Origin of the sequence: Pseudomonas sp. D1HM (genome assembly GCF_019266105.1) — a bacterium.
Taxonomy (GTDB): domain Bacteria; phylum Pseudomonadota; class Gammaproteobacteria; order Pseudomonadales; family Pseudomonadaceae; genus Aquipseudomonas; species Aquipseudomonas taetrolens.
Genome location: NZ_LRMN01000001.1, coordinates 135,724 through 156,694, shown reverse-complemented (window position 1 = coordinate 156,694; position 20,971 = coordinate 135,724). Strand labels below are relative to the sequence as shown.

General features: G+C 57.4%; 19 protein-coding genes. 11 read left to right on the top strand and 8 right to left on the bottom strand.

The window, feature by feature from the left end; translation table 11 throughout:
* The 4 genes from rpoA to bfr all read left to right on the top strand — a co-directional run bounded on the left by rpoA (position 1) and on the right by bfr (position 3,673).
* Entirely contained in the window at positions 1 to 1,002 is a 1,002-nt protein-coding gene (gene rpoA, locus AWM69_RS00685) for a DNA-directed RNA polymerase subunit alpha (RefSeq protein ID WP_003176403.1), read from the top strand.
* 42 nt (positions 1,003 to 1,044) lie between these two features.
* On the top strand, positions 1,045 to 1,431 hold the full coding sequence (gene rplQ, locus AWM69_RS00680) for a 50S ribosomal protein L17 (RefSeq protein WP_003444357.1): 387 nt from the start codon (positions 1,045 to 1,047) through the stop codon (positions 1,429 to 1,431).
* A gap of 173 nt (positions 1,432 to 1,604) precedes the next feature.
* Positions 1,605 to 3,053: a catalase gene (locus AWM69_RS00675; protein WP_218725564.1), complete on the top strand. Its 1,449-nt coding sequence runs from the start codon at positions 1,605 to 1,607 to the stop codon at positions 3,051 to 3,053.
* A gap of 155 nt (positions 3,054 to 3,208) precedes the next feature.
* Positions 3,209 to 3,673 carry a bacterioferritin gene (bfr, locus tag AWM69_RS00670; protein ID WP_218725563.1) on the top strand — a complete coding sequence of 155 codons (465 nt, stop codon included), beginning with the start codon at positions 3,209 to 3,211 and terminating at the stop codon, positions 3,671 to 3,673.
* Positions 3,674 to 3,800: 127 nt separating this feature from the next.
* Here bfr and uvrA read toward each other — a convergent pair whose 3' ends face one another.
* The gene (gene uvrA / locus AWM69_RS00665; RefSeq protein ID WP_218725562.1) at positions 3,801 to 6,635 is read right to left on the bottom strand and encodes an excinuclease ABC subunit UvrA; all 2,835 of its coding nucleotides are present in this window, start codon (positions 6,633 to 6,635) and stop codon (positions 3,801 to 3,803) included.
* 196 nt (positions 6,636 to 6,831) lie between these two features.
* Between uvrA and AWM69_RS00660 the strand changes: the two genes are divergently transcribed.
* Both AWM69_RS00660 and AWM69_RS00655 read left to right on the top strand, forming a co-directional pair.
* A complete protein-coding gene (locus tag AWM69_RS00660) occupies positions 6,832 to 8,223 on the top strand; it encodes an MFS transporter (RefSeq protein ID WP_218725561.1) in 1,392 nt (463 codons plus the stop codon).
* A gap of 9 nt (positions 8,224 to 8,232) precedes the next feature.
* Positions 8,233 to 8,757, top strand: coding sequence for a single-stranded DNA-binding protein (locus AWM69_RS00655; protein WP_048378419.1), 525 nt, complete (start codon positions 8,233 to 8,235; stop codon positions 8,755 to 8,757).
* A 96-nt stretch (positions 8,758 to 8,853) separates the two neighbouring features.
* Here AWM69_RS00655 and AWM69_RS00650 read toward each other — a convergent pair whose 3' ends face one another.
* Complete coding sequence (locus AWM69_RS00650; RefSeq protein ID WP_218725560.1) at positions 8,854 to 10,044, bottom strand: MFS transporter; 1,191 nt, start codon at positions 10,042 to 10,044, stop codon at positions 8,854 to 8,856.
* 112 nt (positions 10,045 to 10,156) lie between these two features.
* Between AWM69_RS00650 and AWM69_RS00645 the strand changes: the two genes are divergently transcribed.
* From AWM69_RS00645 to AWM69_RS00630, 4 genes are all read left to right on the top strand, one after another.
* Positions 10,157 to 11,065 carry a LysR family transcriptional regulator gene (locus AWM69_RS00645; protein WP_218725559.1) on the top strand — a complete coding sequence of 303 codons (909 nt, stop codon included), beginning with the start codon at positions 10,157 to 10,159 and terminating at the stop codon, positions 11,063 to 11,065.
* A gap of 202 nt (positions 11,066 to 11,267) precedes the next feature.
* The gene (locus AWM69_RS00640; protein WP_218725558.1) at positions 11,268 to 13,382 is read left to right on the top strand and encodes a mechanosensitive ion channel family protein; all 2,115 of its coding nucleotides are present in this window, start codon (positions 11,268 to 11,270) and stop codon (positions 13,380 to 13,382) included.
* A gap of 144 nt (positions 13,383 to 13,526) precedes the next feature.
* Positions 13,527 to 14,411 carry a sugar nucleotide-binding protein gene (locus AWM69_RS00635; protein WP_131655145.1) on the top strand — a complete coding sequence of 295 codons (885 nt, stop codon included), beginning with the start codon at positions 13,527 to 13,529 and terminating at the stop codon, positions 14,409 to 14,411.
* Positions 14,404 to 15,333, top strand: coding sequence for an NAD-dependent epimerase/dehydratase family protein (locus AWM69_RS00630; protein ID WP_131655146.1), 930 nt, complete (start codon positions 14,404 to 14,406; stop codon positions 15,331 to 15,333). The genes AWM69_RS00635 and AWM69_RS00630 overlap by 8 nt, the downstream gene beginning before the upstream one ends.
* Positions 15,334 to 15,386: 53 nt before the next feature.
* Here the strand turns inward: AWM69_RS00630 and AWM69_RS00625 are convergent, their stop codons facing one another.
* The 5 genes from AWM69_RS00625 to AWM69_RS00605 all read right to left on the bottom strand — a co-directional run bounded on the left by AWM69_RS00625 (position 15,387) and on the right by AWM69_RS00605 (position 19,437).
* The gene (locus tag AWM69_RS00625) at positions 15,387 to 16,085 is read right to left on the bottom strand and encodes an OmpW family protein (protein ID WP_218725557.1); all 699 of its coding nucleotides are present in this window, start codon (positions 16,083 to 16,085) and stop codon (positions 15,387 to 15,389) included.
* A gap of 168 nt (positions 16,086 to 16,253) precedes the next feature.
* Positions 16,254 to 16,784, bottom strand: a complete 531-nt coding sequence (locus tag AWM69_RS00620; protein ID WP_218725556.1) for a DUF3299 domain-containing protein — start codon at positions 16,782 to 16,784, stop codon at positions 16,254 to 16,256.
* 10 nt (positions 16,785 to 16,794) lie between these two features.
* Positions 16,795 to 18,060 carry an ABC transporter permease gene (locus tag AWM69_RS00615; protein ID WP_131655149.1) on the bottom strand — a complete coding sequence of 422 codons (1,266 nt, stop codon included), beginning with the start codon at positions 18,058 to 18,060 and terminating at the stop codon, positions 16,795 to 16,797.
* 1 nt (position 18,061) lies between these two features.
* Positions 18,062 to 18,772, bottom strand: a complete 711-nt coding sequence (locus AWM69_RS00610; protein WP_048378411.1) for an ABC transporter ATP-binding protein — start codon at positions 18,770 to 18,772, stop codon at positions 18,062 to 18,064.
* An 83-nt stretch (positions 18,773 to 18,855) separates the two neighbouring features.
* A complete protein-coding gene (locus AWM69_RS00605) occupies positions 18,856 to 19,437 on the bottom strand; it encodes a DUF2796 domain-containing protein (protein WP_131655150.1) in 582 nt (193 codons plus the stop codon).
* Between the two features lie 134 nt (positions 19,438 to 19,571).
* On the opposite strand from AWM69_RS00605, the gene AWM69_RS00600 reads away from it, so the two are divergent.
* A complete protein-coding gene (locus AWM69_RS00600) occupies positions 19,572 to 19,913 on the top strand; it encodes a hypothetical protein (protein ID WP_131655179.1) in 342 nt (113 codons plus the stop codon).
* Positions 19,914 to 20,085: 172 nt separating this feature from the next.
* Here AWM69_RS00600 and AWM69_RS00595 read toward each other — a convergent pair whose 3' ends face one another.
* A complete protein-coding gene (locus tag AWM69_RS00595) occupies positions 20,086 to 20,964 on the bottom strand; it encodes a co-chaperone YbbN (protein ID WP_218725555.1) in 879 nt (292 codons plus the stop codon).
* Between the last annotated feature and the right edge of the window lie 7 nt (positions 20,965 to 20,971).

The window sequence follows — 20,971 nt, the reverse complement described above, 5'->3', positions numbered from 1 at the left end:
ATGCAGATTTCGGTAAATGAGTTCCTGACACCCCGCCACATTGATGTGCAGGTTGTCAGTCCAACCCGCGCCAAAATTACGCTCGAGCCTCTCGAGCGTGGTTTCGGCCACACCCTGGGCAACGCGCTGCGCCGCATCCTGTTGTCCTCAATGCCAGGCTGTGCAGTAGTCGAGGCCGAGATTGATGGTGTGCTCCACGAGTACAGCGCCATCGAAGGTGTACAGGAAGACGTAATTGAAATCCTGTTGAACCTTAAAGGTCTGGCTATCAAGCTGCACGGCCGTGACGAAGTTACGCTGACCTTGTCGAAGAAGGGTTCGGGGGTGGTTACCGCTGCCGATATTCAGCTGGATCATGATGTCGAGATCGTTAATCCCGATCACGTAATCGCCAACCTGGCGTCTAACGGCGCCTTGAACATGAAGCTCACCGTAGCTCGTGGTCGTGGTTATGAACCAGCAGACTCGCGTCAGAGCGATGAAGATGAAAGCCGCAGCATTGGTCGCTTGCAGCTTGACTCTTCGTTCAGCCCGGTTCGCCGTATCGCATACGTGGTGGAAAACGCCCGTGTCGAGCAGCGTACTAACCTGGACAAGCTGGTTATTGATCTGGAGACCAACGGTACACTGGATCCTGAAGAGGCTATTCGCCGTGCTGCAACCATCCTGCAACAGCAGTTGGCTGCATTCGTCGACCTCAAAGGTGACAGCGAGCCAGTGGTTATCGAACAGGAAGACGAGATCGATCCGATCCTGCTTCGTCCGGTTGACGATCTGGAACTGACCGTGCGTTCGGCCAACTGCCTTAAGGCGGAGAACATTTACTACATCGGTGACCTGATTCAGCGCACCGAAGTAGAACTGTTGAAGACTCCGAACCTGGGCAAGAAGTCCTTGACTGAAATCAAGGATGTTCTGGCCTCCCGTGGTCTGTCCCTCGGCATGCGCCTCGACAACTGGCCGCCTGCAAGTCTTAAGAAGGACGACAAGGCGACTGCCTGATCGTCGTAATCACCGAACGTTGTGTTTGGTAAGGAATGAACCATGCGTCATCGTAAAAGTGGTCGTCACCTGAGCCGCACTAGCTCCCACCGCAAGGCTATGTTTCAAAACATGGCAGTGTCGTTGTTCGAGCACGAGCTGATCAAAACGACTCTGCCGAAAGCCAAAGAATTGCGTCGCGTTGCTGAGCCGCTGATTACTCTGGCCAAGAATGATTGTCTGGCTAACCGCCGTCTGGCCTTCGACCGTACGCGTTCGAAAGCCATCGTTGGTAAGCTGTTCAACGATTTGGGCAAGCGTTATGCAACTCGTGAGGGTGGCTACCTGCGCATCCTCAAGTGCGGTTTCCGTGCTGGCGACAATGCGCCTATGGCGTACGTCGAGTTGGTTGATCGTCCAGTTGGCGGTGAAGCTGTATCCGCTGAGTAAGACGTCAGTCTCTACAAAGAACCGGGCCTAGTGCCCGGTTTTTTGTGTCTGCTCAATTATTTTTTTCTATTGAAATGCATTATTTAATGAATTTGCTGATGTAGATTCCATGGTCAATACTCCTCTTCAGCCGATTAGCCGGCAGCTTCAAGACTGACTGAGGAAGGACCAGCATGAGCCAGACCAAAACGCTTACGACCGCCAGCGGCGCCCCTGTTGCTGATAACCAGAACTCCCGATCGGCTGGCCCTCGTGGCCCGTTGCTGCTCGACGATTTTCACCTGATCGAAAAGCTTGCTCATTTCAACCGCGAAAACATTCCAGAACGTCGTGTACACGCCAAAGGTTCGGGTGCTCATGGCACGTTCACGCTGACCCGGGATATGACGCAGTACAGCAGTGCCAAGCTGTTTGACACGATCGGTAAGCAAACCCCAACCTTTCTGCGCTTCTCGACTGTTGGCGGTGAACGTGGTTCAGCCGACACTGAGCGCGATCCGCGCGGCTTTGCGCTGAAGTTTTATACTGAAGAAGGTAACTGGGACATCGTGGGTAACAACACCCCGGTGTTCTTCATCCGCGACCCTCTGAAGTTTCCTGACTTCATCCATACCCAAAAGCGTTTGCCTCAAAGCAATTTGAAAAGTGCGCAAATGATGTGGGACTTCTGGTCGCATTCTCCGGAAGCGCTGCACCAGGTCACCATCCTGTTCTCTGATCGTGGCATTCCTGATGGCTACCGTCACATGCACGGGTTCGGTAGTCATACCTACAGCCTGATCAATGCGGCCGGTGAGCGTCATTGGGTCAAATGGCACTACAAGACCAAGCAAGGCATCAAGAACCTGCCACCGGCTGAAGCCGCACGCCTTGCAGGCACTGACCCGGATTACGCCCAGCGTGACCTGTTTACTGCCATTGAGCGTGGGGATTTCCCTAAGTGGCGCGTGTGCATGCAAGTCATGACTGAAGCTCAAGCCGCAGCGCATTACGAAAACCCGTTTGATGTAACCAAAACCTGGTCCCAAAAAGAGTTTCCGTTGATTGAAATTGGCGAGCTGGAACTGAACCGCAATCCGCTGAACTACTTTGCGGAAGTGGAGCAGGCTGCTTTTGGCCCAAGTAACATGATTCCGGGTGTTGGACTCTCGCCTGACCGCATGCTCCAGGGCCGTGTATTCGCCTATGCCGATGCACATCGCTACCGTGTAGGTACCAACCACCAGCACCTGCCAATCAACGCTCCGCGAGTACCTGTGCACACTTATCAGCGTGATGGGGCAATGGCTTTTGGTAACAATGGTGGCGCTGCGCCGAACTATGAACCGAACAGCTACGCCGATGCTCCCAAGCAGGCCCCACAATACGCTGAGCCGCCGTTGGCTCTCAGTGGTGCGGCGGATCGTTACGATCACCGGGAAGACACGGACTACTACAGCCATGCAGGGGCCCTGTTCCGTCTGATGAACGACGAGCAGAAAGCGCTGCTGATCAACAACATTGCCGGTGCAATGGCGGGCGTATCCGACGACGTAGTACAGCGTCAGTTGCCGCATTTTTACAATGCCGATCCGGCTTACGGCGAAGGTGTTGCAAAAGCGTTGGGTGTACAGCGTAACTAACTCTAAGTGAGAAGCAGAACCGCCCGCAGTTGGGCGGTTTTTGCGTTTTTTAGCCCTGTTTTCTCGTCAAAATAGGGTATTTCTTGCGATTTTACCGTGACCTCTCCGCAGGCTTGGTTCAAACTACAGACTTTAAAGCAGGGAGATGTGGGGCGATGCAAGGGCACCCGGACGTAATCGATTATCTCAACACGTTGCTCACCGGTGAGCTGGCTGCACGTGACCAATATTTTGTCCATTCCCGTATGTACGAGGATTGGGGCTTTACCAAGTTGTATGAACGCATCAACCACGAAATGGAAGAAGAGGGACAACACGCTGATGCGTTGATGCGCCGGATTCTGATGCTCGAAGGCACTCCACGCATGCGTCCGGATGATCTGGATGTGGGAACGACGGTGCCGGACATGTTTGCTGCTGACCTGCGTCTTGAGTACAAGGTGCGTGCCGCACTGTGCAAAGGGATTGCGTTGTGTGAGCTGCACAAGGACTACGTGAGCCGCGACATGTTGCGCATCCAGCTGGCAGACACAGAAGAAGATCACACCTACTGGCTTGAAAAGCAGCTGGGTTTGATCAAGTCGATTGGTCTGCAAAACTACCTGCAGTCGCAGTTCTGATCACGACCAAAACCAGTGTGACTGTACCCTTTGCATAGCGAGCAAGCGTGCTACTGCCAAGTGTTGGTCAATGCCAAGAAAAGCCCCTGCCATCGAGAGATGACAGGGGCTTTTTTCATGCGCAGATTTAATCTCTGTCGCGTATCAGCAAGGGCTTCAAGTAAAAGCCCGTGTGAGATTGCGTCATTTCGGCAACCTCTTCCGGTGTGCCGACCGCAATGATCTGACCGCCTTTGGAGCCGCCTTCAGGCCCCAGATCCACCAGCCAGTCAGCCGTCTTGATCACGTCCAGGTTGTGCTCGATCACCACCACGGTGTTGCCGTGGTCGCGCAGACGATGCAGTACATCCAGCAACTGCTGTATGTCGGCAAAGTGCAGACCTGTCGTAGGCTCATCGAGGATATACAGCGTCTTGCCTGTATCGCGCTTGGACAGTTCGCGGGATAGCTTGACTCGCTGCGCCTCACCGCCTGACAACGTCGTGGCTGACTGCCCCAGCTTGATATAGGAAAGACCTACATCCATCAGGGTTTGCAGCTTACGCGCCAGAGCCGGTACGGCATCGAAGAACACCCGGGCTTCCTCGATGGTCATCTCGAGGGTTTCGTGGATGCTCTTGCCCTTGTATTTGATCTCCAGGGTTTCACGGTTGTAGCGCTTGCTCTTGCACACGTCGCACGGCACATAGATGTCCGGCAAAAAGTGCATTTCTACCTTGATCAAGCCGTCGCCCTGACACGCCTCACAGCGGCCGCCCTTGACGTTGAACGAGAACCGGCCAGGTCCGTAGCCCCGGGAGCGTGATTCCGCTACACCGGCAAACAATTCGCGAATCGGGGTAAACAGCCCGGTGTAAGTCGCAGGGTTGGAGCGAGGGGTACGACCAATCGGGCTCTGGTCGATATCCACGACCTTGTCCAGATGTTCCAGGCCTTTGATGCTGTCGTGAGCCGCCGCTTCAAGAGTGGTTGCACCATTCAGGGCTGTGGCACTGAGCGGATATAGCGTGTTGTTGATCAGTGTCGACTTGCCCGAGCCCGAAACCCCGGTCACGCAGGTCAGCAGCCCAAGCGGAATTTCCAGGTCCACATTGCGCAAGTTGTTGCCGCGGGCGCCCTTGAGCGACAACGTCAGCTTTTTATTGCGCGGTGTGCGTTTGGCGGGAACGGCGATCTTCACCCGGCCCGACAGGTATTTGCCGGTTAACGAGTCAGGGTGTGCCATCACCTCGGCGGGTGTGCCTTCAGCAACAATGTGTCCACCATGAACCCCGGCGCCGGGGCCGATATCCACCACATAATCAGCCAAGCGAATGGCATCTTCATCGTGCTCCACCACGATCACGGTGTTACCGATGTCACGCAGATGCTTGAGTGTTCCCAGCAGACGGTCGTTATCGCGTTGATGCAAACCAATGGATGGCTCGTCGAGGATATACAACACACCAACCAGGCCAGCACCGATCTGGCTGGCCAGACGAATACGCTGAGCTTCACCGCCCGACAGGGTGTCGGCGCTGCGGTCCAGTGACAGATAGTCGAGGCCCACATTCACCAGGAACTGCAGGCGCTCGCGAATTTCCTTAAGGATCTTGTCGGCAATTTCGCCACGACGTCCGGTCAGGCTCAGCGTACTGAAATACTCGGTAGCATCACCAATCGGCATGTTGGTCACGGCCGGCAGGGTTTTCTCGCCCACCCACACGTGACGGGCTTCGCGACGCAGGCGCGTGCCCCGGCAATCAGGGCAAGACTGGGTGCTGAGAAACTTGGCCAGTTCTTCGCGTACGGTGGCTGATTCGGTCTCGCGGTAGCGGCGCTCAAGGTTCGGCACGATCCCTTCAAAGGGGTGCGCCCGCTTCACGATGTCACCGCGATCATTCAGGTAGCGGAAATCAACGTTTTGGGTGCCGCTGCCATACAGAATGACTTTTTGCTTGTCGGCCGCCAGTTCACTGAACGGCACCTCGAGGCTGAAGTCGTAATGCTTGGCCAGCGCCCCGAGCATCTGGAAGTAATAAACGTTGCGCCGGTCCCAGCCGCGTATTGCGCCTTCGGCAAGGGTCAGCTCACCATTGACCAGGCGTTTGATATCGAAGAACTGCTTAACACCCAATCCATCACAGGTAGGGCAAGCGCCAGCCGGATTGTTGAAGGAAAACAGCTTGGGCTCGAGCTCACTGATTGCGTGGCCGCAGATCGGGCAAGCGAAGCGGGCGGAGAAGATCATCTCTTCGCCTGGCTCATCGTCCATCGGTGCAACCAGGGCAATGCCGTCAGCCAGCTTCAGCGCGGTCTCGAACGATTCCGCCAGACGCTGTTGCAGGTCTGCACGGACCTTGAAGCGGTCAACTACCACATCGATGGTGTGCTTCTTCTGCTTGTCGAGCTTGGGCAACTCGTCCAGCTCGCACAGCTTGCCGTTTACCCGCGCCCGTACAAAGCCCTGAGCCCGCAACTCTTCAAACACCGAAAGGTGCTCGCCCTTGCGCTCGCGAATGACCGGTGCGAGCAGCATGAGCTTGCTGCCTTCGGGCTGGGCCAACACCAGGTCGACCATCTGGCTGACAGTCTGGGCTTCCAGTGGAATGTCGTGATCTGGACAGCGCGGAATGCCGACGCGTGCATAGAGCAGGCGCAGGTAGTCGTAAATCTCGGTAATGGTGCCGACAGTGGAGCGGGGGTTGTGCGAAGTGGATTTCTGTTCGATGGAAATAGCGGGTGAAAGACCTTCGATGGTATCGACGTCGGGCTTTTCCATCATCGACAGGAACTGACGCGCATAGGCCGACAGCGACTCAACGTAACGGCGCTGGCCTTCGGCATATAAAGTGTCAAACGCCAGGGATGATTTGCCGGAGCCAGACAGTCCGGTGATGACGATCAGTTTGTCCCGTGGCAGGGTCAGGTCGATGTTCTTCAAGTTGTGGGTTCGTGCCCCACGTATCAGGATCTTGTCCACTGCGGCCTCGCTTGGCGGGCATAACGTAAACGAATGAGTATACGGATCTGTGCGAAAGCTGTGCAGGTCCTTAATGGCACGTAGTCATTATCGGCCTTTATAACTTTTGCGTGACAAAGCGTCGCGCATCCCTCGTGTGTGTGCTGTTACTCGATGGGACTGGTAGAATCGCCGCCGGTTCACATGAGGTTTTTCCATGCACGATCCCTACAGCGAACGCATGAGTGGCAGCGAGACCCGAGCAGCAGGCGGTCTGGCCCTTGTGTTTGCCTTCCGTATGCTGGGCATGTTTATGGTGTTGCCGGTTCTGGCGACCTATGGAATGGACCTGGCAGGAGCGACGCCGGCCCTGATTGGTTTGGCAATTGGCGCTTATGGCCTGACTCAGGCGATTTTTCAGATTCCGTTCGGGGTTATCTCTGACCGTATTGGCCGTCGTCCTGTGATCTATCTGGGATTGATCGTCTTCGCGTTGGGTAGCGTGCTGGCGGCGAATTCAGACTCGATCTGGGGGGTCATCGCCGGACGTATCCTGCAAGGTGCCGGTGCTATTTCTGCTGCGGTGATGGCGTTGCTCTCGGACCTGACTCGCGAACAACATCGCACCAAGGCCATGGCCATGATCGGCATGACCATTGGTTTGTCGTTTGCTGTCGCGATGGTGGTGGGGCCTTTGCTGACCCGGGCCTTTGGCTTGTCGGGATTGTTTTTGGCAACGGGCGTGATGGCGCTGGTAGGGATTGTGATCGTCATGTTCATGGTGCCGCGTTCAACCGGCACCTTGCAGCATCGTGAGTCCGGCGTAGCCAGGCAGGCCTTGCTGCCGACTCTGCGGCACCCGGACCTGCTGCGACTGGACCTGGGCATTTTTGTGTTGCACGCCATGTTGATGTCGAGCTTCATCGCATTGCCGCTGGCGCTGGTCGAAAAAGCCGGCCTGCCCAAAGAGCAACATTGGTGGGTCTACCTCACGGCCTTGTTGATTTCATTTTTCGCCATGATTCCGTTCATCATCTACGGCGAAAAGAAACGCAAAATGAAACGAGTTTTACTCGGCGCCGTCGTGACGTTGATGCTCACTGAGCTATTCTTCTGGCAGTTCGGCAATAGTTTGCGAGCGCTGGTGATCGGAACCGTGGTGTTTTTCACGGCGTTCAACCTGCTGGAGGCATCACTGCCTTCGCTGATCAGCAAGGTGTCACCGGCAGGCGGCAAGGGCACCGCGATGGGGGTGTACTCGACCAGTCAATTCCTGGGGTCGGCACTGGGCGGCATTCTCGGCGGCTGGTTATTCCAGCATGGCGGTTTGTCGGTTGTGTTCCTCGGATGCGCAGGTCTGGCTGCACTCTGGCTTGTCTTTGCTGTTACCATGCGCGAACCGCCGTATGTGACAAGCCTGCGTTTGCCGTTATCGCCTGAGGCGCTTCGCGAAGCAGGTCTGACCGAACGTCTAAAGGCTGTTGCTGGCGTGACAGATGCAGTAGTGGTAGCCGAAGAGGCTGCCATTTATATCAAATTGGACACCGAACTATTGGATCGCGCGACACTCGAGCAGTTGGTTAACCCAGCGCCGACGTGCGAAGCCTAGGAGAACGTTATGGCCCGTGGGGTTAACAAAGTTATATTGGTCGGCACATGCGGCCAGGATCCCGAAGTTCGCTACTTGCCTAACGGTAATGCCGTGACCAACCTGAGTCTGGCAACCAGCGAACAGTGGACCGACAAGCAAACCGGTCAAAAAGTCGAAAAAACCGAATGGCACCGTGTGTCGATGTTCGGCAAGGTCGCTGAGATCGCGGGTGAATACCTGCGTAAAGGTTCGCAGGTCTACATCGAAGGCAAGCTGCAGACCCGCGAGTGGGAAAAAGACGGTATCAAGCGTTACACCACTGAAATCGTGGTCGACATGCAAGGCACCATGCAACTGCTGGGTGGCCGTCCTCAGGGCGACCAACAAAACCAGGGCGGTGGTAACAACTACCAGCAATCCGCTCCGCGCCAGCAGGCTCAACGCCCTGCGCCGCAACAGCAGCCGCAGCGCGAGTCGCGTCCAGCGCCGCAACAGCAGGCAGCACAACCTGCTCCGGATTTCGACAGCTTCGATGACGATATCCCGTTCTAGGTTGCATGAGGTCAGGCTGCAGCTCACGAGCTGAATGCCCAACCCCAAAAAGGCCCGCCGCTGATTCAGCGACGGGCCTTTTTTTTGGGTGCGGTTTTACGTGCGGCGCATGAGTAACAGGGCGACCACGATTGCGAGGCCGGCGATGCCTGCCGAGATCACGCCCAATGATTCCAGCCCGAAGTGACGAATGCCCAGTCCGCCCAGAATCGCGCCCAATCCGATCCCGGCATTGGCGGCCGAGATGTTCATGGTGGCCGCGAGTGCCTGAGCCTTGGCACCTGCACGCATGACCCGAACCTGGCATATCGGGAACAGCGCGGTATAGGCGATGCCCCACACAATCAGTGCCACGATCAGCCATGCGTGTTGCGATGCCAGCGGCGTGGCAGCCAGCATGCCGATGGCCAGCAAGACCAGAAACAGTACCGTTGAGCCCAGCGGGCTCCGGTCAACCAGACGCCCGCCGAAATGATTGCCGAGCATGCCCACGGCACCAAAGCCCATCAGCCACCATCCGACTTGACCCGGCGCGATCCCCGCCAGTCGTTGCAAGGTGTCAGCCAAATAGGTGTAGGCGGTGAACATGGCGGTGAACGCCAGGGTAGAAAGCGCAACGTGAGCCAGAAAACGCGGGTCTTTGAAAATCCCGGTCTGCTTATCTCCCGTAGTGCGTTGGGGCGCTGATGGCAGCGCGGGCATAAAGAGGCGGATCAACAGGCCTATCAGCAAGCACAGGGCGGCCAGGATCCAGAAGCTCCCGCGCCAGCCTACGGAGTCCGCGGCCAGGGTGCCCAGCGGGATACCAAACACCAGCGCAGCGGAAATGCCCATATAAACGTTGGCAACGGCTTTGCCGGCATGTGCCGGACCGGCCAGTTGCCCGGCGGTTTCGCTGGCGGTGCCCCAAAACACCGGTAGCAATAGCGCTGGAATAAAACGAGCGAGTGCAAGTACCCAAATATTGGGCGCCAGGGCTGCCAGAACATTGGATGCCGCGAACACCAGCAGGATGCAGGTGAACAGTTGTCTGCGATCGATATGAGCAAGCCGGGCGGTCAGGATGGGACCGAACAGCATCACGGTGAAAGCGAACAGCGTCACCAGTTGGCCCGCCATGGCGATGGAGACACCCAGGTCATTGGCCAGCGCAGGCAGTAGACCGATGATCAGAAACTCGGTGGTCACAATCACGAATGCGGCAATGGCCATGATGGTGATTTGCAGGCCCGTTTTTGATCGGGTGGCGCAACTGACTATGGGGGCGGTCAAGGATGAAGAGGGCATGTGTGTTGCTCTATGAAAAAAATCAGGGCGTCAGTTTATTGGAGAAGTAAATTCATATTGAGGCTATAAACTACACAATGATGTGAATTAAAATCGCTAATGGTGCGCTGCCATGTTCTCTTCCGAACGCCTGAAAGGCATTGATGTATTTGTCTGTGTTGCAGAAACAGGCAGCTTTACGGCCGCGGCCGAGCGTCTGAATTTGACCGGTTCAGCCATCAGCAAAGGCATTGCTCGATTGGAGGCGCGACTCGACATTCGACTATTCAATCGAACCACCCGCAGGCTCTCGCTGACCGATGCCGGGGTCAGGTTTTACCGGACCTGCACCAACGTGCTGGGAGAGTTGGAGGAGGCCGAAATGGCCCTCCATGCCCAGAACACCGAACCCATGGGGCGCGTGCGCATCGACTTGCCAGCCGCCTATGGTCGCCTGCATGCACTGGGAATTATTTTGCGATGCGTTGCAGACCATGCATTGCTGCTTCCCCATATCTCGTTCTCTGATCGCTTCGTTGATCCTGTCGAAGAAGATATCGATATTGTCGTGCGCATAGGTGGGTCGGATATTTGGCCGGATGCCCTGGGGCGGCGTTACCTGGGGACGGAGCGCCTGGTTTTTTGTGCCTCGCCACACTATTTGATGAAGCACGGTGAGCCCCGGGCTGAGCATGATCTGGAACACCACAGTTGCGTGGTGTACGGCCGAGCTGACGGCATGGTCAACCCTTGGCACTTCGCCGGTACTCATGGCGGCGGCGCCGAGCGTCGCGTGCTGCCTGCACGTATTGCCGTCGGGGACGGCGAAGGTCAGGCGGCAGCCGTCCTGGCCGGGCAGGGCATTGCGCAACTTCCGACCTGGCTGATCAAACAGGCGCTTGAGGCGGGCACGCTGGTGGAAGTCTTGCCGCATTTGGCCACCGACGGCTCGCCGCTGAATCTGGTCTGGCTCAAGCGCCGGCAGTCGCAACCCAAGGTCAGCGTGTTGCTGGAGGCGCTGGGTGCATCATTGACCTCCTGATCAAACCCGGGCGAGCCGTTTGGGCATATGTTGGTTCAGGACAGGCATTGTCATGTGTCATGGGCCGGTTTCTGAACGAAGTTACGGACTCCCTCCGACAGTTGGCTACGCTGTAACTCAAGAAAAAGGACGATCGGGCTGAGAAACGGCGTGGTTGTCCACTTTCATTCAGTTCAGCGATGTCCAGGGGGGACCACCGGTTTTGTTTAAATTCAAAACAGCTATTTTGCTCATCATCCTGCTGCTCACAGGGAATGGCATCCTTCAGGCAGCCCCCACGCTGGCTTCCGTGATCAAGGCTGAAGAAGCCGATGGCAAGCCGCCTGTGCTGGTCGACGGTGGGTTGCTTGGGGCACTGGGTGCTGGAATGGATGAAGTCCAGGGGCGGTTGGGCTTGAGCATGCATCTGCTGGATGGCTGGCGCTTGCGTACAGCGCGGGCAGGGGAAGAGGTTGAAGTGCTCGCCGAGCAGGCCTATGAACATCCCTCCTGGAATGCGGCCGCCGATTTCCTCATCGTATCCGTCACCTGGTTTGCCGCTTTCATAGGGTTAATGCTGCTCGCACGGTTGGTGCTCAACTATGTGTGTAGCCGTCGCGTGACGCAAAACAAGGTCCGGGTGAAGTCACTGCTGGGCTATGCGCTGCCGTATCTGTTTCCGGCGATGATCGCTTTGCCATTGACGTTGTCGGTCAGTCGTTTTTTACAGGACTCAATGGGTGTCTCGCTGGCGCTCAGTCTCGCGTATGCCAGCAGTGGCGGGGTTTTCTGTGCGGCGCTGGTGCTGGCCATGAATGCAATGTTTGATGTCGGGCACAAGCGCCGCGCAGTGGACATCATTCGCCGGACGGCTCCGCGTTCTTTGTTTGTAATCGGTTTTTCTGCGGCCCTGAGTGATGCGCTTAACAGTCTGAAAATCGCCTGGCAAATAGGTGTCAATCTCGCCAGTTGCTTGTCGGTTGTGGCAGGACTGATTGCGTGTATCGCATTTGCTCATTTGGTGGTCAGGTTGCGGCGTCCGGTGGCGCACCTGATTCGCAACCGGGCATTGGCACAGCGTTTGGGGCAGCCAGCGCTTCAAGAGTCCCTGCGGATCTTTTCAGTGCTGTGGTATTGGCCCATTCTGCTGATGCTGCTGGTGTCGGCGTTCAACCTGCTGGGGGTGGGCGAAAGCAGCGAGCGAACCTTGCGCAACGCCTTGATGACTTCGGGCTTGCTGATTGGCACCGTGTTTTTAAGTACCACGATGCATCATTGGTTCAGGACCGCCCCTCGAAGCAGCGGTGCGTATAAAGTGCGTTTGCTTAATGTGATGTATGCCGTGCTGCGGATTGTCCTGGCCGTGACCTTTATCGAGCTGCTGGTACAGATCTGGGGTTTTTCCCTGCTGGCGTTTGCTTCAGACAGCAGTACGGGCAAGGTCATCAGCGATTCACTGGGGCATATTTTATTGATTTTGCTGGTGACGTGGCTGACCTGGGTGGTGCTCGATACCGCGATCCAGCAGGCCTTGCAGCCTACCGTTAGCCGAAGGGGGAGCCGGGAGCCGAGCACCCGCACCAAGACCATCCTGCCGTTGTTGCGCAACGCGATCAAAGTGATTCTGGTGGTGGTGTGTACCATCACCACCATGGCCAACCTGGGGGTCAACGTCGCGCCCTTTCTTGCCGGTGCCGGGGTGATCGGGCTGGCAATCGGCTTTGGTTCTCAGCAGTTGGTACAAGATGTGATCACGGGGCTGTTCATTATTATTGAAGACACCATTTCGGTCGGCGACTGGGTAGTGGTGGACTCCAATCATTCTGGCACCGTCGAGGGGCTGACCATTCGCACCTTGCGTTTGCGCGATTCTCGCGGCTTTGTACACTCGGTTCCGTTTGGCCAGATCAAGGTGGTCATTAACCATTCTCGTCAATTTGCCTACGCTTTCTTTTCGGTGCAGTTCACCTATGACTCCGATATGGACAAAGCTACTGAGGTGATCCGCGAGGCCGGCCAGCAGATCAGTGATGACCCTTTGCTCAGTCTTAGCCTGCAAGGTTCACTGACCATTTTTGGGGTCGATAGCATGAGTCTGGACGGCGTGGTGATTACCGCGCAGTTCCGTACCGTCTCCGGTGCCCAGAACACCATCAGTCGTGCCTTCAACGCCCGGCTTAAAAAGCTTGTGGATAAGTCGGCGGATGTACACTTCGCACAACATTATCCACAGGGCTTTCTCATGCCGGTGCGAGAGACCGAAGGACGCGCTGAATCGGCCACGGTCGGGCAGCAGCCTGCGGTGTTACTGACCGACATCCCGCCACAGTCACAATGATGGCCAATGACCCGGGGCACAGTTTGTCAGTGACGACAGGCAGATAAACCCGCAAAATACGTGGGTCATAAACATGACCAACAGTTTGCACGGTTGGTTTCTGGTATATATCACCGTTCTGAATAGACTGAGCCTGCACACTCTATGCGAATGCGCCTTATGTTATTGGGCGGCGGAAATGCTCTCGGGCAGGCGCTGATTCGTCTCGGTGCCGAGGAAGACATCAACTTCCTGGCCCCGCGTCCGCCGCAAGACGGTTGGGACGCTGCGAGCCTGACGCAACTGCTGGATGACACCCGCCCGGATGCCGTTATCAACCTTGCGTACTACTTCGACTGGTTTCAGGCGCAGGCAGTGAGCGAGACCCGCCTTGCTGGTCAGGAACGTGCTGTCGAGCGTTTGGCAGAGCTGTGCCAGCACCACAACATGATTTTGCTGCAGCCTTCCAGTTATCGCGTTTTCGATGGCTCGCGTGCGACGGCCTACAGTGAAAAGGACGAACCTGTTCCGCTGGGGCTACGCGGCCAGGCGCTGTGGCGCATCGAGCAAAGTGTGCGGGCCATTTGCCCGCAACACGTCCTGCTGCGCTTCGGCTGGTTACTCGACGACAGCGCCGAAGGCACCCTGGGACGCTTTCTGGCCCAGGCAGAAAAGCCTGAGCAATTGTTGATGGCGGATGACCGTCGGGGTAACCCGACGCCCGTCGATGATGCGGCCCGCGTTATCATCTCGGTCCTTAAGCAACTGGACTGTGCAGCACCGCTCTGGGGTACTTATCATTACGCCGGGCATGAGGCGACCACGCCACTGGCGCTGGGACAAGCGATTCTCAGCGAAGCTCGCCATCTGCACCCGCTGGCCATCGAAGCGCCGACGCCCCAGGCCCATGCCGCACGCCCGGATGCCGCCGAAGAGCCGCAGCATGCCGTACTGGCCTGCAAAAAAATTCTACACACGTTCGGGATCAAGCCTCGCGCCTGGCGCGCAGCACTTCCGACATTACTGGACAGGTTTTATCGTCATGGTTGATGCACCCGTTTTAATCACTGGCGGCGCCGGCTTCATTGGGTCCAACCTCGTGGATGTCCTGCTGGCCAAAGGATATTCCGTACGGATCCTCGACGACATGTCGACCGGCAAGCGCAGCAACTTGCCCATGGACAACCCGAAGCTCGAACTGATTGAAGGTGACGTGGCGGATGCAGCGCTGGTGGCCAAGGTGATGGATGGCTGCAGTGCAGTGGTTCATCTGGCTGCTGTCGCCTCGGTGCAGGCGTCGGTGGACGACCCGGTGCGCACTCATCAAAGCAACTTTATCGGCACTTTGAATGTTTGCGAAGCCATGCGTAAAGCGGGCATCAAGCGGGTTGTATTTGCCTCTAGTGCCGCGGTTTACGGTAACAACGGGGAAGGCGAGTCGATTGTTGAAGACACCCCCAAGGCGCCGCTGACACCTTACGCGTCAGACAAACTGTCCAGTGAGTACTACCTGGATTTCTACCGCCGGCAACACGGTCTTGAGCCGATCATTTTCCGTTTCTTCAACATTTATGGCCCACGGCAGGACCCTTCTTCTCCGTACTCAGGCGTCATCAGCATCTTTAGCGAGCGCGTAGAAAAGGGCCTGCCCATCACCATCTTTGGCGATGGTGAGCAAACCCGCGACTTCGTATACGTCGGTGATCTGGTGAAGATCCTGTTGCAGGCCATCGAGGCCCCGGATGTTGAAGAGGGTGCAATAAACGTTGGGCTGAACAAGGCTGCCAGCATCAAGCAAATGCTCGAAGCGCTGCGTGAAGTCGTTGGCCAGTTGCCGGTGATCAGCTACGTGCCGGCCCGCCCGGGAGATATCCGTCATTCGCGTGCTGATAACAGCCGCCTGCTGCAACGCTTCAGCCTCGGCCAAACCACGCCGATGAGCGAAGGCCTGGCGCGTTTGCTCGGTCGTTAATACGCAACCCACAAAAAAGGCGCCTTTCGAGGCGCCTTTTTTAGGTGTCTGATTTAGAACTTGTAGCCCAGACCTACCATGTAAACCCACGGATCCACGTCAACGTTGACCTTGGCCCGGGTGCCACCGGCGACGGCGTTGTTATCCACATAGGCTCGGGTGTCGATGTCGATATAACGGGCCTGGGCGTTGATCATGATGTTGTCAGTCAGCATGTAGTCCGCGCCCAACTGCCAAGCCATGCCCCACGAGTTTTTCGCCCGGAAGTTGTCAAAGCCTTCAGCGCTGGCGCGGCTGCCCACGTGCTCGTCATAGATCCAGGTGTAGTTGATGCCGGCACCCACGTAAGGCTGGAACACCGATTTGGAGTCCAGTGGGTAATAGACGACGCTCAGGGTCGGTGGCAGGTGCTTGAGAGTACCGAGCTTGCCGTTGGCCGCGGCCAGGCCGGTGCCTTTGAGTTTGACGTCATGCTCGAACGGCGTCGCAGCCAGCAGCTCGATACCGATGTTGTCGGTGATCATGTACGCAAAGTTGAGGCCCAACTGAGTGTCGCTGCTCATGGTCGCCTTGCCGCCCAGATCGGCGCCCGCCAACGGACCGCGATCAACCTTGACGCTGGAGCTGTCGGCTTTCGGGTTTACCGTAATTGCACCGGCGCGGACGATTATGTCGCCTTCAGTGTGCGCGTGGGCAAGCGGGGCGGCGACGGCGAGCGCCAGGATCGCGGCACCGAGCAAAGACTTGTGCATGGAGGGCTCCATTGGGATATTTAAAAGTTATAACCAATGGTAATGAGCACGGGGCTTCGCTCAGTTGACCCAGCTCAATGAAATTGTGAAGTTGTGAAAAATTCGTTAATTGACACCCGCACCTCCCACCCGCGCCAGGCCGGAGGGAGCGGTGCATGAGCTTTTGAACTACTCCGGTAATTCGTAGACCAGGATTTTCTGGGCATCCATCTGATAGCCCGCATCGGCCAGATCGCTGGTGCTAGGCTTGACCTGCATCGCGCCTACGATCCAGTAGGGTTGGTATAACTCGTCGAGCTTGACCCCTTCCTTGCTGGTCACGTGCACGATCTGGTTCGACGGCGGGGGCGGCACATGGATGCAGGCACCAAAGTACGGCACCAGCAGGAAGTCCGTGGTGCGACCTTCTTCGTTCACTTCAAGCGGGACGATATACCCCGGTAAACGAATCACCTGACCGTCCAGCGCAGGGACAACCGGCGCATTGGGCATACCTTGCCTGGCAGCGGGGGCCGCTTCCGGGTCAAGGTTGCCCAACTGAGACAGGTCGTGCATCGGAGCCATGTCGGGGGCTTCAGAGGGCGCGTCCGGCGGCACCATCTCTGACCATGTCAGCTCTCTCGGCTGGGCTGCCCACAAGGGCGTGGTAACCAGTAGCAGTAGCGCCAGCAACAGGCGCGATATCGACGTGCTTTTCATAAACCGATGCTCATAAACGAATGGACAGGCCATCGGCCAGCGATTGCCGGTAAGCGCGCCATGCGGGCACGCAGCCCATTAGCAGGGCGGCCGCCAGAATACCGCCGAGCAGCGTCCATTCATATTCACTTGGCCACGCCAAGGGCAAATAGAGCCCGTAATTTGATTGCACGTAACCTTGGGCCACAGCGATACACACATACAACAACCCGACGCCGGCAACGACGCCCGCCAATGCCAGCGCCAGGGCTTCGAACACCAGCAGGGTTGCAATATGCCAGGGTCGGGCGCCGACCGAGCGCAGAATCGCCATCTCGCGTCGGCGTTCATTCAAGCTGGTCAGAATGGCAGTAAGCATGCCGATCAACCCGGTCAGTACGACGAACAGTGACACGACAAACAGCGCCTTTTCAGCGGTGCTCATCAAACTCCAGAGTTCCTGCAATGCGACGCCGGGCAAGATCGCCATCATTGGTTCGCCGCGAAACTCATTGATTTCCCGTTGCAGGGCAAAGGTCGAGATCTTGCTGTTCAGGCCCAGCATGAATGCGGTGATGGCCTGTGGGGTGAGGTCAAGGTTGCGCGCTTGATCGGCGCTGATGCGCCCCGCACCACGGGCAGGAACGCCGTTTTTCCAGTCGATATGGATCGCCTCCATACCGCCGAGGCTGATGTGCAGCGTGCGATCCACCGGAGTCCCGGTGCGCTTGAGAATACCGACGACGGTAAAGGGCTTGTCGTCATGCTTGACCAGGCTGACGGCGGCTACGCCGTGAGCCAGCACCAGTTTGTCGCCCAGTTTGTAATGCAGTGCGTCAGCCACTTCGGCACCGAGTACCACCTCAAACGGATCACTGACAAACGCGCGACCGTCGGCCAGTTGCAAGTGTTGTCGATGACCGTATTGGTAGTGCTCGAAATACGCTTCGCTGGTGCCCATCACCCGATAACCGCGATGGGAGTCGCCGAGAGACATGGGAATGGCCCATTTCACTTTCGGGTTGTGGGCGAAGTGCTCAAAGCTGTCCCAGCGAATATTGTTGGTGGCATTGCCGATGCGAAACACCGAATACAACAACAGATTGACCGACCCCGAACGTGCGCCGACGATCAGGTCGGTGCCGCTGATGGTACTGGCAAAGCTGGCGCGGGCTTCGGTGCGCACACGTTCGACCGCCAGCAGCAGGCACACTGACAGGGCAATGGCGAACGCCGTCAGCACTGCGGTAAAACGGCGGTTAGCCAGGCTGGCCAGGGCTAGACGAAACAAATACATCTCAGACCTCAGCCGACAGAGCGGCACGATTGAGTTCAGACAACGACAGGTGACGGTCGAAAAGGGGTGCCAGGCTTTGGTCGTGGCTGACAAACAGCAAGCTGGCACCGGCCTCGCGGCATTCGGCGAACAGCAACTGGATAAACGCTTCGCGCGCGTCGGCATCGAGGGCCGAAGTGGGTTCGTCGGCAATCACCAGCTCGGGCTGACCGATCAGGGCGCGGGCGGCCGCGACCCTTTGCTGTTGGCCGATGGACAGCGAATCGGCACGGCGACCCAGCAGTGCCGGGTCTTTCAGGCCCAGATGCGCCAGCAGCGTCCGGGCGGCGTTATCGACGCTGCCATGACGCTGTACCGCGCGGCTGGCGCGCAATTTGGAGAAGTGACACGGCAACTCAACGTTCTCGCGCACCGACAAGAAGGGCAGCAAATTGAATTGCTGGAAGATATAGCCTGTGTGATCGACCCGAAAACGATCGCGAGCCCCCGAGCCGAGTTCACTCAATTCCTGGCCCAGCAAACGGATACTGCCGCTGTTGGCCTTTTGCACGCCGCCGAGCAACCCCAGCAATGTAGTTTTGCCGCTGCCGCTTGGGCCTTTGAGAAACAGGGTCTCGCCCGCTTCCAGGCGAAATGCTGGAATATCCAGCAGCACGGGATGTCCCGGCCAGCTGAAACTCAGGTCGCTGAGTTCGATCAGTGCTTGGGTCATGGAGAAAAAATATCGCCTGCAATGGGATGGGTGCGCTTTGTCGCCGTTGCCTGGGGCCGCGACGACGCACGCATGATCATCGGTTAAAACTTCAATGTGGCTGCTTTCGGCGTGACGTCCACACCTTGCTGGCCGCTTGGGCCGATCAGTTGTACCTGAATTTTTTGCGTGGCGGGGAAGGTCTTGAAGAGCTGAGTCAGGTCCAGGGTTTTCAGCGCCGCCGGGCTGCTGCACGTGAACTCATAGCTGGCGTGGATTTCACTGTGCTGGTGTTTGCTTTCGTCGCTGGCGTGAGCATGTTCGGGCGCATCACCGAACAGCGGGCTTTCCAGTTCTTGCGCGGTCTCAACGCACCCGGCAGCTTGTGGCAGGCTGAACAGCACCGTTGATTGTTCCAGTTTGGCGCGTGCGTCCGTGACTTTTTTCTTGTCAGCGGCGGTGCTGGCTTCGTGCTCGAAACCCACCAGATTCATGGCCGGGCTTTCGAGCTCCAGTTCCAGGGTCTGGCCATCCAGCGCCGCATTCAAGCGTGCCACCCCATGTTCATGAGCCTCGAGGCTGCCATGTTCATGTTCATGTTCATGGTCGTGATCATGTTCGTCGGCTGCGTGAGTCATGGCCAGCGGCAACAGGGCGAACGGCAAGGCGAGAAGAAAACGGCGCATAGCGTGACTCCGGCAGGGAAGATGAACGATTTGTTATGTGATCTTATAACAGTGTTGCGAGAGTTTGCCCGTGTGCTTGGCGATACGCAAGGCGCGTGGGAGCATGGCGTCATGAAACTTTTGGAGCAGCAATGATGGTACGCATACGCGGAACGATCGGTGACTGGCCGGTGGACCTGACGGTGGAGCTGGATGAGAACGACTGGGCGCAACTGGGCGCGCAGGTACAGACAAGCGCCCCTGCCAATGCGGCAGTAGTGGCCAGGCCGGTCAGTCAGGACGATGCGGTATGGGACATGACCAAGGAGTTGTTGCGTAAGGCGGGGCAGATGACCGGCCCCGAACTGCTCGGACAACTGGAGGCGCTGACGGGCAGCACAGCGTCCGGCAAGCGTTTGCTGGTGCGCCTGCGCCACAGCAGCGAGGTGAAGGTGGTGAGCGGCGAGGACTCGCCGGTGTACAGCTGGATCGAGTAGCACGCCGCAAACGCGACAGTCCTGTAGATACTCTGTTGCCAGGCAAGCACCGCAGACTTCGTACCTCGGCTACCTGGCTTCGCCAACGACGGATTTGGGAGGATTCTGTAGCCGCTGGCTCTAGCTGCGGAGGATCGCAGCCTGCGCCAGCGTATATGGGTAGCGTTCGGGATCAGTACAGCGCGGCAAACAGCTTGCGGCGGTAAGTGGTGACGAGCGGATGATCGTTGCCCAGCAGGTCGAACACTTGCAGCAGCGTCTTGTGGGTGATGCCTTCGTTATAGCTGCGGTTGCGGATAAACAGCTTCAACAGGCCTTCCAGCGCGCCTTCATATTGCTGGCGTGCCAGCTGTTGAATCGCCAGTTGATAGGCGGCTTCATCGTCCTGCGGATTCTGCGCCACGCGGGTTTTCAAGTCGGCGACATCAGGCAAGTCCGCAGCCTGACGCAAAAATGTCAGTTGGGCCTTGGCACCTGCCAGCTCGGCTTTGTGTTCGTCGCTTTTGACCGCATCCAGCACGGCCTGAGCTTCAGTCAGCTCACCGCGCTCGGCCAGGCAGCGGCCGTACAGGATCAGTGCTTTAGCGTTGCTGTTGTCTTCGGTCAGGATGCTTTTGAGCAAGGCTTCGGCATCTGCGAAGCGGCTTTCGGCAAACAGGGCCTGGGCTTGCACCATCGGATCTTCAGCAGACGGCTCCGGCATCACGACGTGCGGTGCGAGCATGGCGCGGATGGCCGAGTCCGGCTGTGCTTCCTGGAAGCCGTCGACCACTTTGCCGTCTTTAAACAGCACCACTGTGGGCAGGGTTTGAATCCCGATGCGTCCAACGATGTCCTGTTCGGTATCACAGTTGACCTTGGCCAGCAGTAACTCGCCCTGATAGTCCTCGGCAATTTGTTCCAGAAGGGGCAGCATCACTTTGCACGGTGCGCACCACTCGGCCCAGAAATCGACCAGAACAGGTTGCTCGAACGAGGCTTCGATCACCTGCTTGTCAAAGTCTGCTGACGTTACGTCGAAGCTATAAGAAGTAGGCTTGGGCTGATTCATTGTGGTT

What these genes read in the sequence shown, in the direction of transcription:
- rpoA (WP_003176403.1), top strand. Translation starts at nt 1, where the DNA reads ATGCAGATTTCGGTAAATGAGTTCCTGACACCCCGCCACATTGATGTG.
- rplQ (WP_003444357.1), top strand. Translation starts at nt 1,045, where the DNA reads ATGCGTCATCGTAAAAGTGGTCGTCACCTGAGCCGCACTAGCTCCCAC.
- AWM69_RS00675 (WP_218725564.1), top strand. Translation starts at nt 1,605, where the DNA reads ATGAGCCAGACCAAAACGCTTACGACCGCCAGCGGCGCCCCTGTTGCT.
- bfr (WP_218725563.1), top strand. Translation starts at nt 3,209, where the DNA reads ATGCAAGGGCACCCGGACGTAATCGATTATCTCAACACGTTGCTCACC.
- AWM69_RS00660 (WP_218725561.1), top strand. Translation starts at nt 6,832, where the DNA reads ATGCACGATCCCTACAGCGAACGCATGAGTGGCAGCGAGACCCGAGCA.
- AWM69_RS00655 (WP_048378419.1), top strand. Translation starts at nt 8,233, where the DNA reads ATGGCCCGTGGGGTTAACAAAGTTATATTGGTCGGCACATGCGGCCAG.
- AWM69_RS00650 (WP_218725560.1), bottom strand. Translation starts at nt 10,044, where the DNA reads ATGCCCTCTTCATCCTTGACCGCCCCCATAGTCAGTTGCGCCACCCGA.
- AWM69_RS00645 (WP_218725559.1), top strand. Translation starts at nt 10,157, where the DNA reads ATGTTCTCTTCCGAACGCCTGAAAGGCATTGATGTATTTGTCTGTGTT.
- AWM69_RS00635 (WP_131655145.1), top strand. Translation starts at nt 13,527, where the DNA reads ATGCGAATGCGCCTTATGTTATTGGGCGGCGGAAATGCTCTCGGGCAG.
- AWM69_RS00630 (WP_131655146.1), top strand. Translation starts at nt 14,404, where the DNA reads ATGGTTGATGCACCCGTTTTAATCACTGGCGGCGCCGGCTTCATTGGG.
- AWM69_RS00625 (WP_218725557.1), bottom strand. Translation starts at nt 16,085, where the DNA reads ATGCACAAGTCTTTGCTCGGTGCCGCGATCCTGGCGCTCGCCGTCGCC.
- AWM69_RS00620 (WP_218725556.1), bottom strand. Translation starts at nt 16,784, where the DNA reads ATGAAAAGCACGTCGATATCGCGCCTGTTGCTGGCGCTACTGCTACTG.
- AWM69_RS00615 (WP_131655149.1), bottom strand. Translation starts at nt 18,060, where the DNA reads ATGTATTTGTTTCGTCTAGCCCTGGCCAGCCTGGCTAACCGCCGTTTT.
- AWM69_RS00610 (WP_048378411.1), bottom strand. Translation starts at nt 18,772, where the DNA reads ATGACCCAAGCACTGATCGAACTCAGCGACCTGAGTTTCAGCTGGCCG.
- AWM69_RS00605 (WP_131655150.1), bottom strand. Translation starts at nt 19,437, where the DNA reads ATGCGCCGTTTTCTTCTCGCCTTGCCGTTCGCCCTGTTGCCGCTGGCC.
- AWM69_RS00600 (WP_131655179.1), top strand. Translation starts at nt 19,572, where the DNA reads ATGGTACGCATACGCGGAACGATCGGTGACTGGCCGGTGGACCTGACG.
- AWM69_RS00595 (WP_218725555.1), bottom strand. Translation starts at nt 20,964, where the DNA reads ATGAATCAGCCCAAGCCTACTTCTTATAGCTTCGACGTAACGTCAGCA.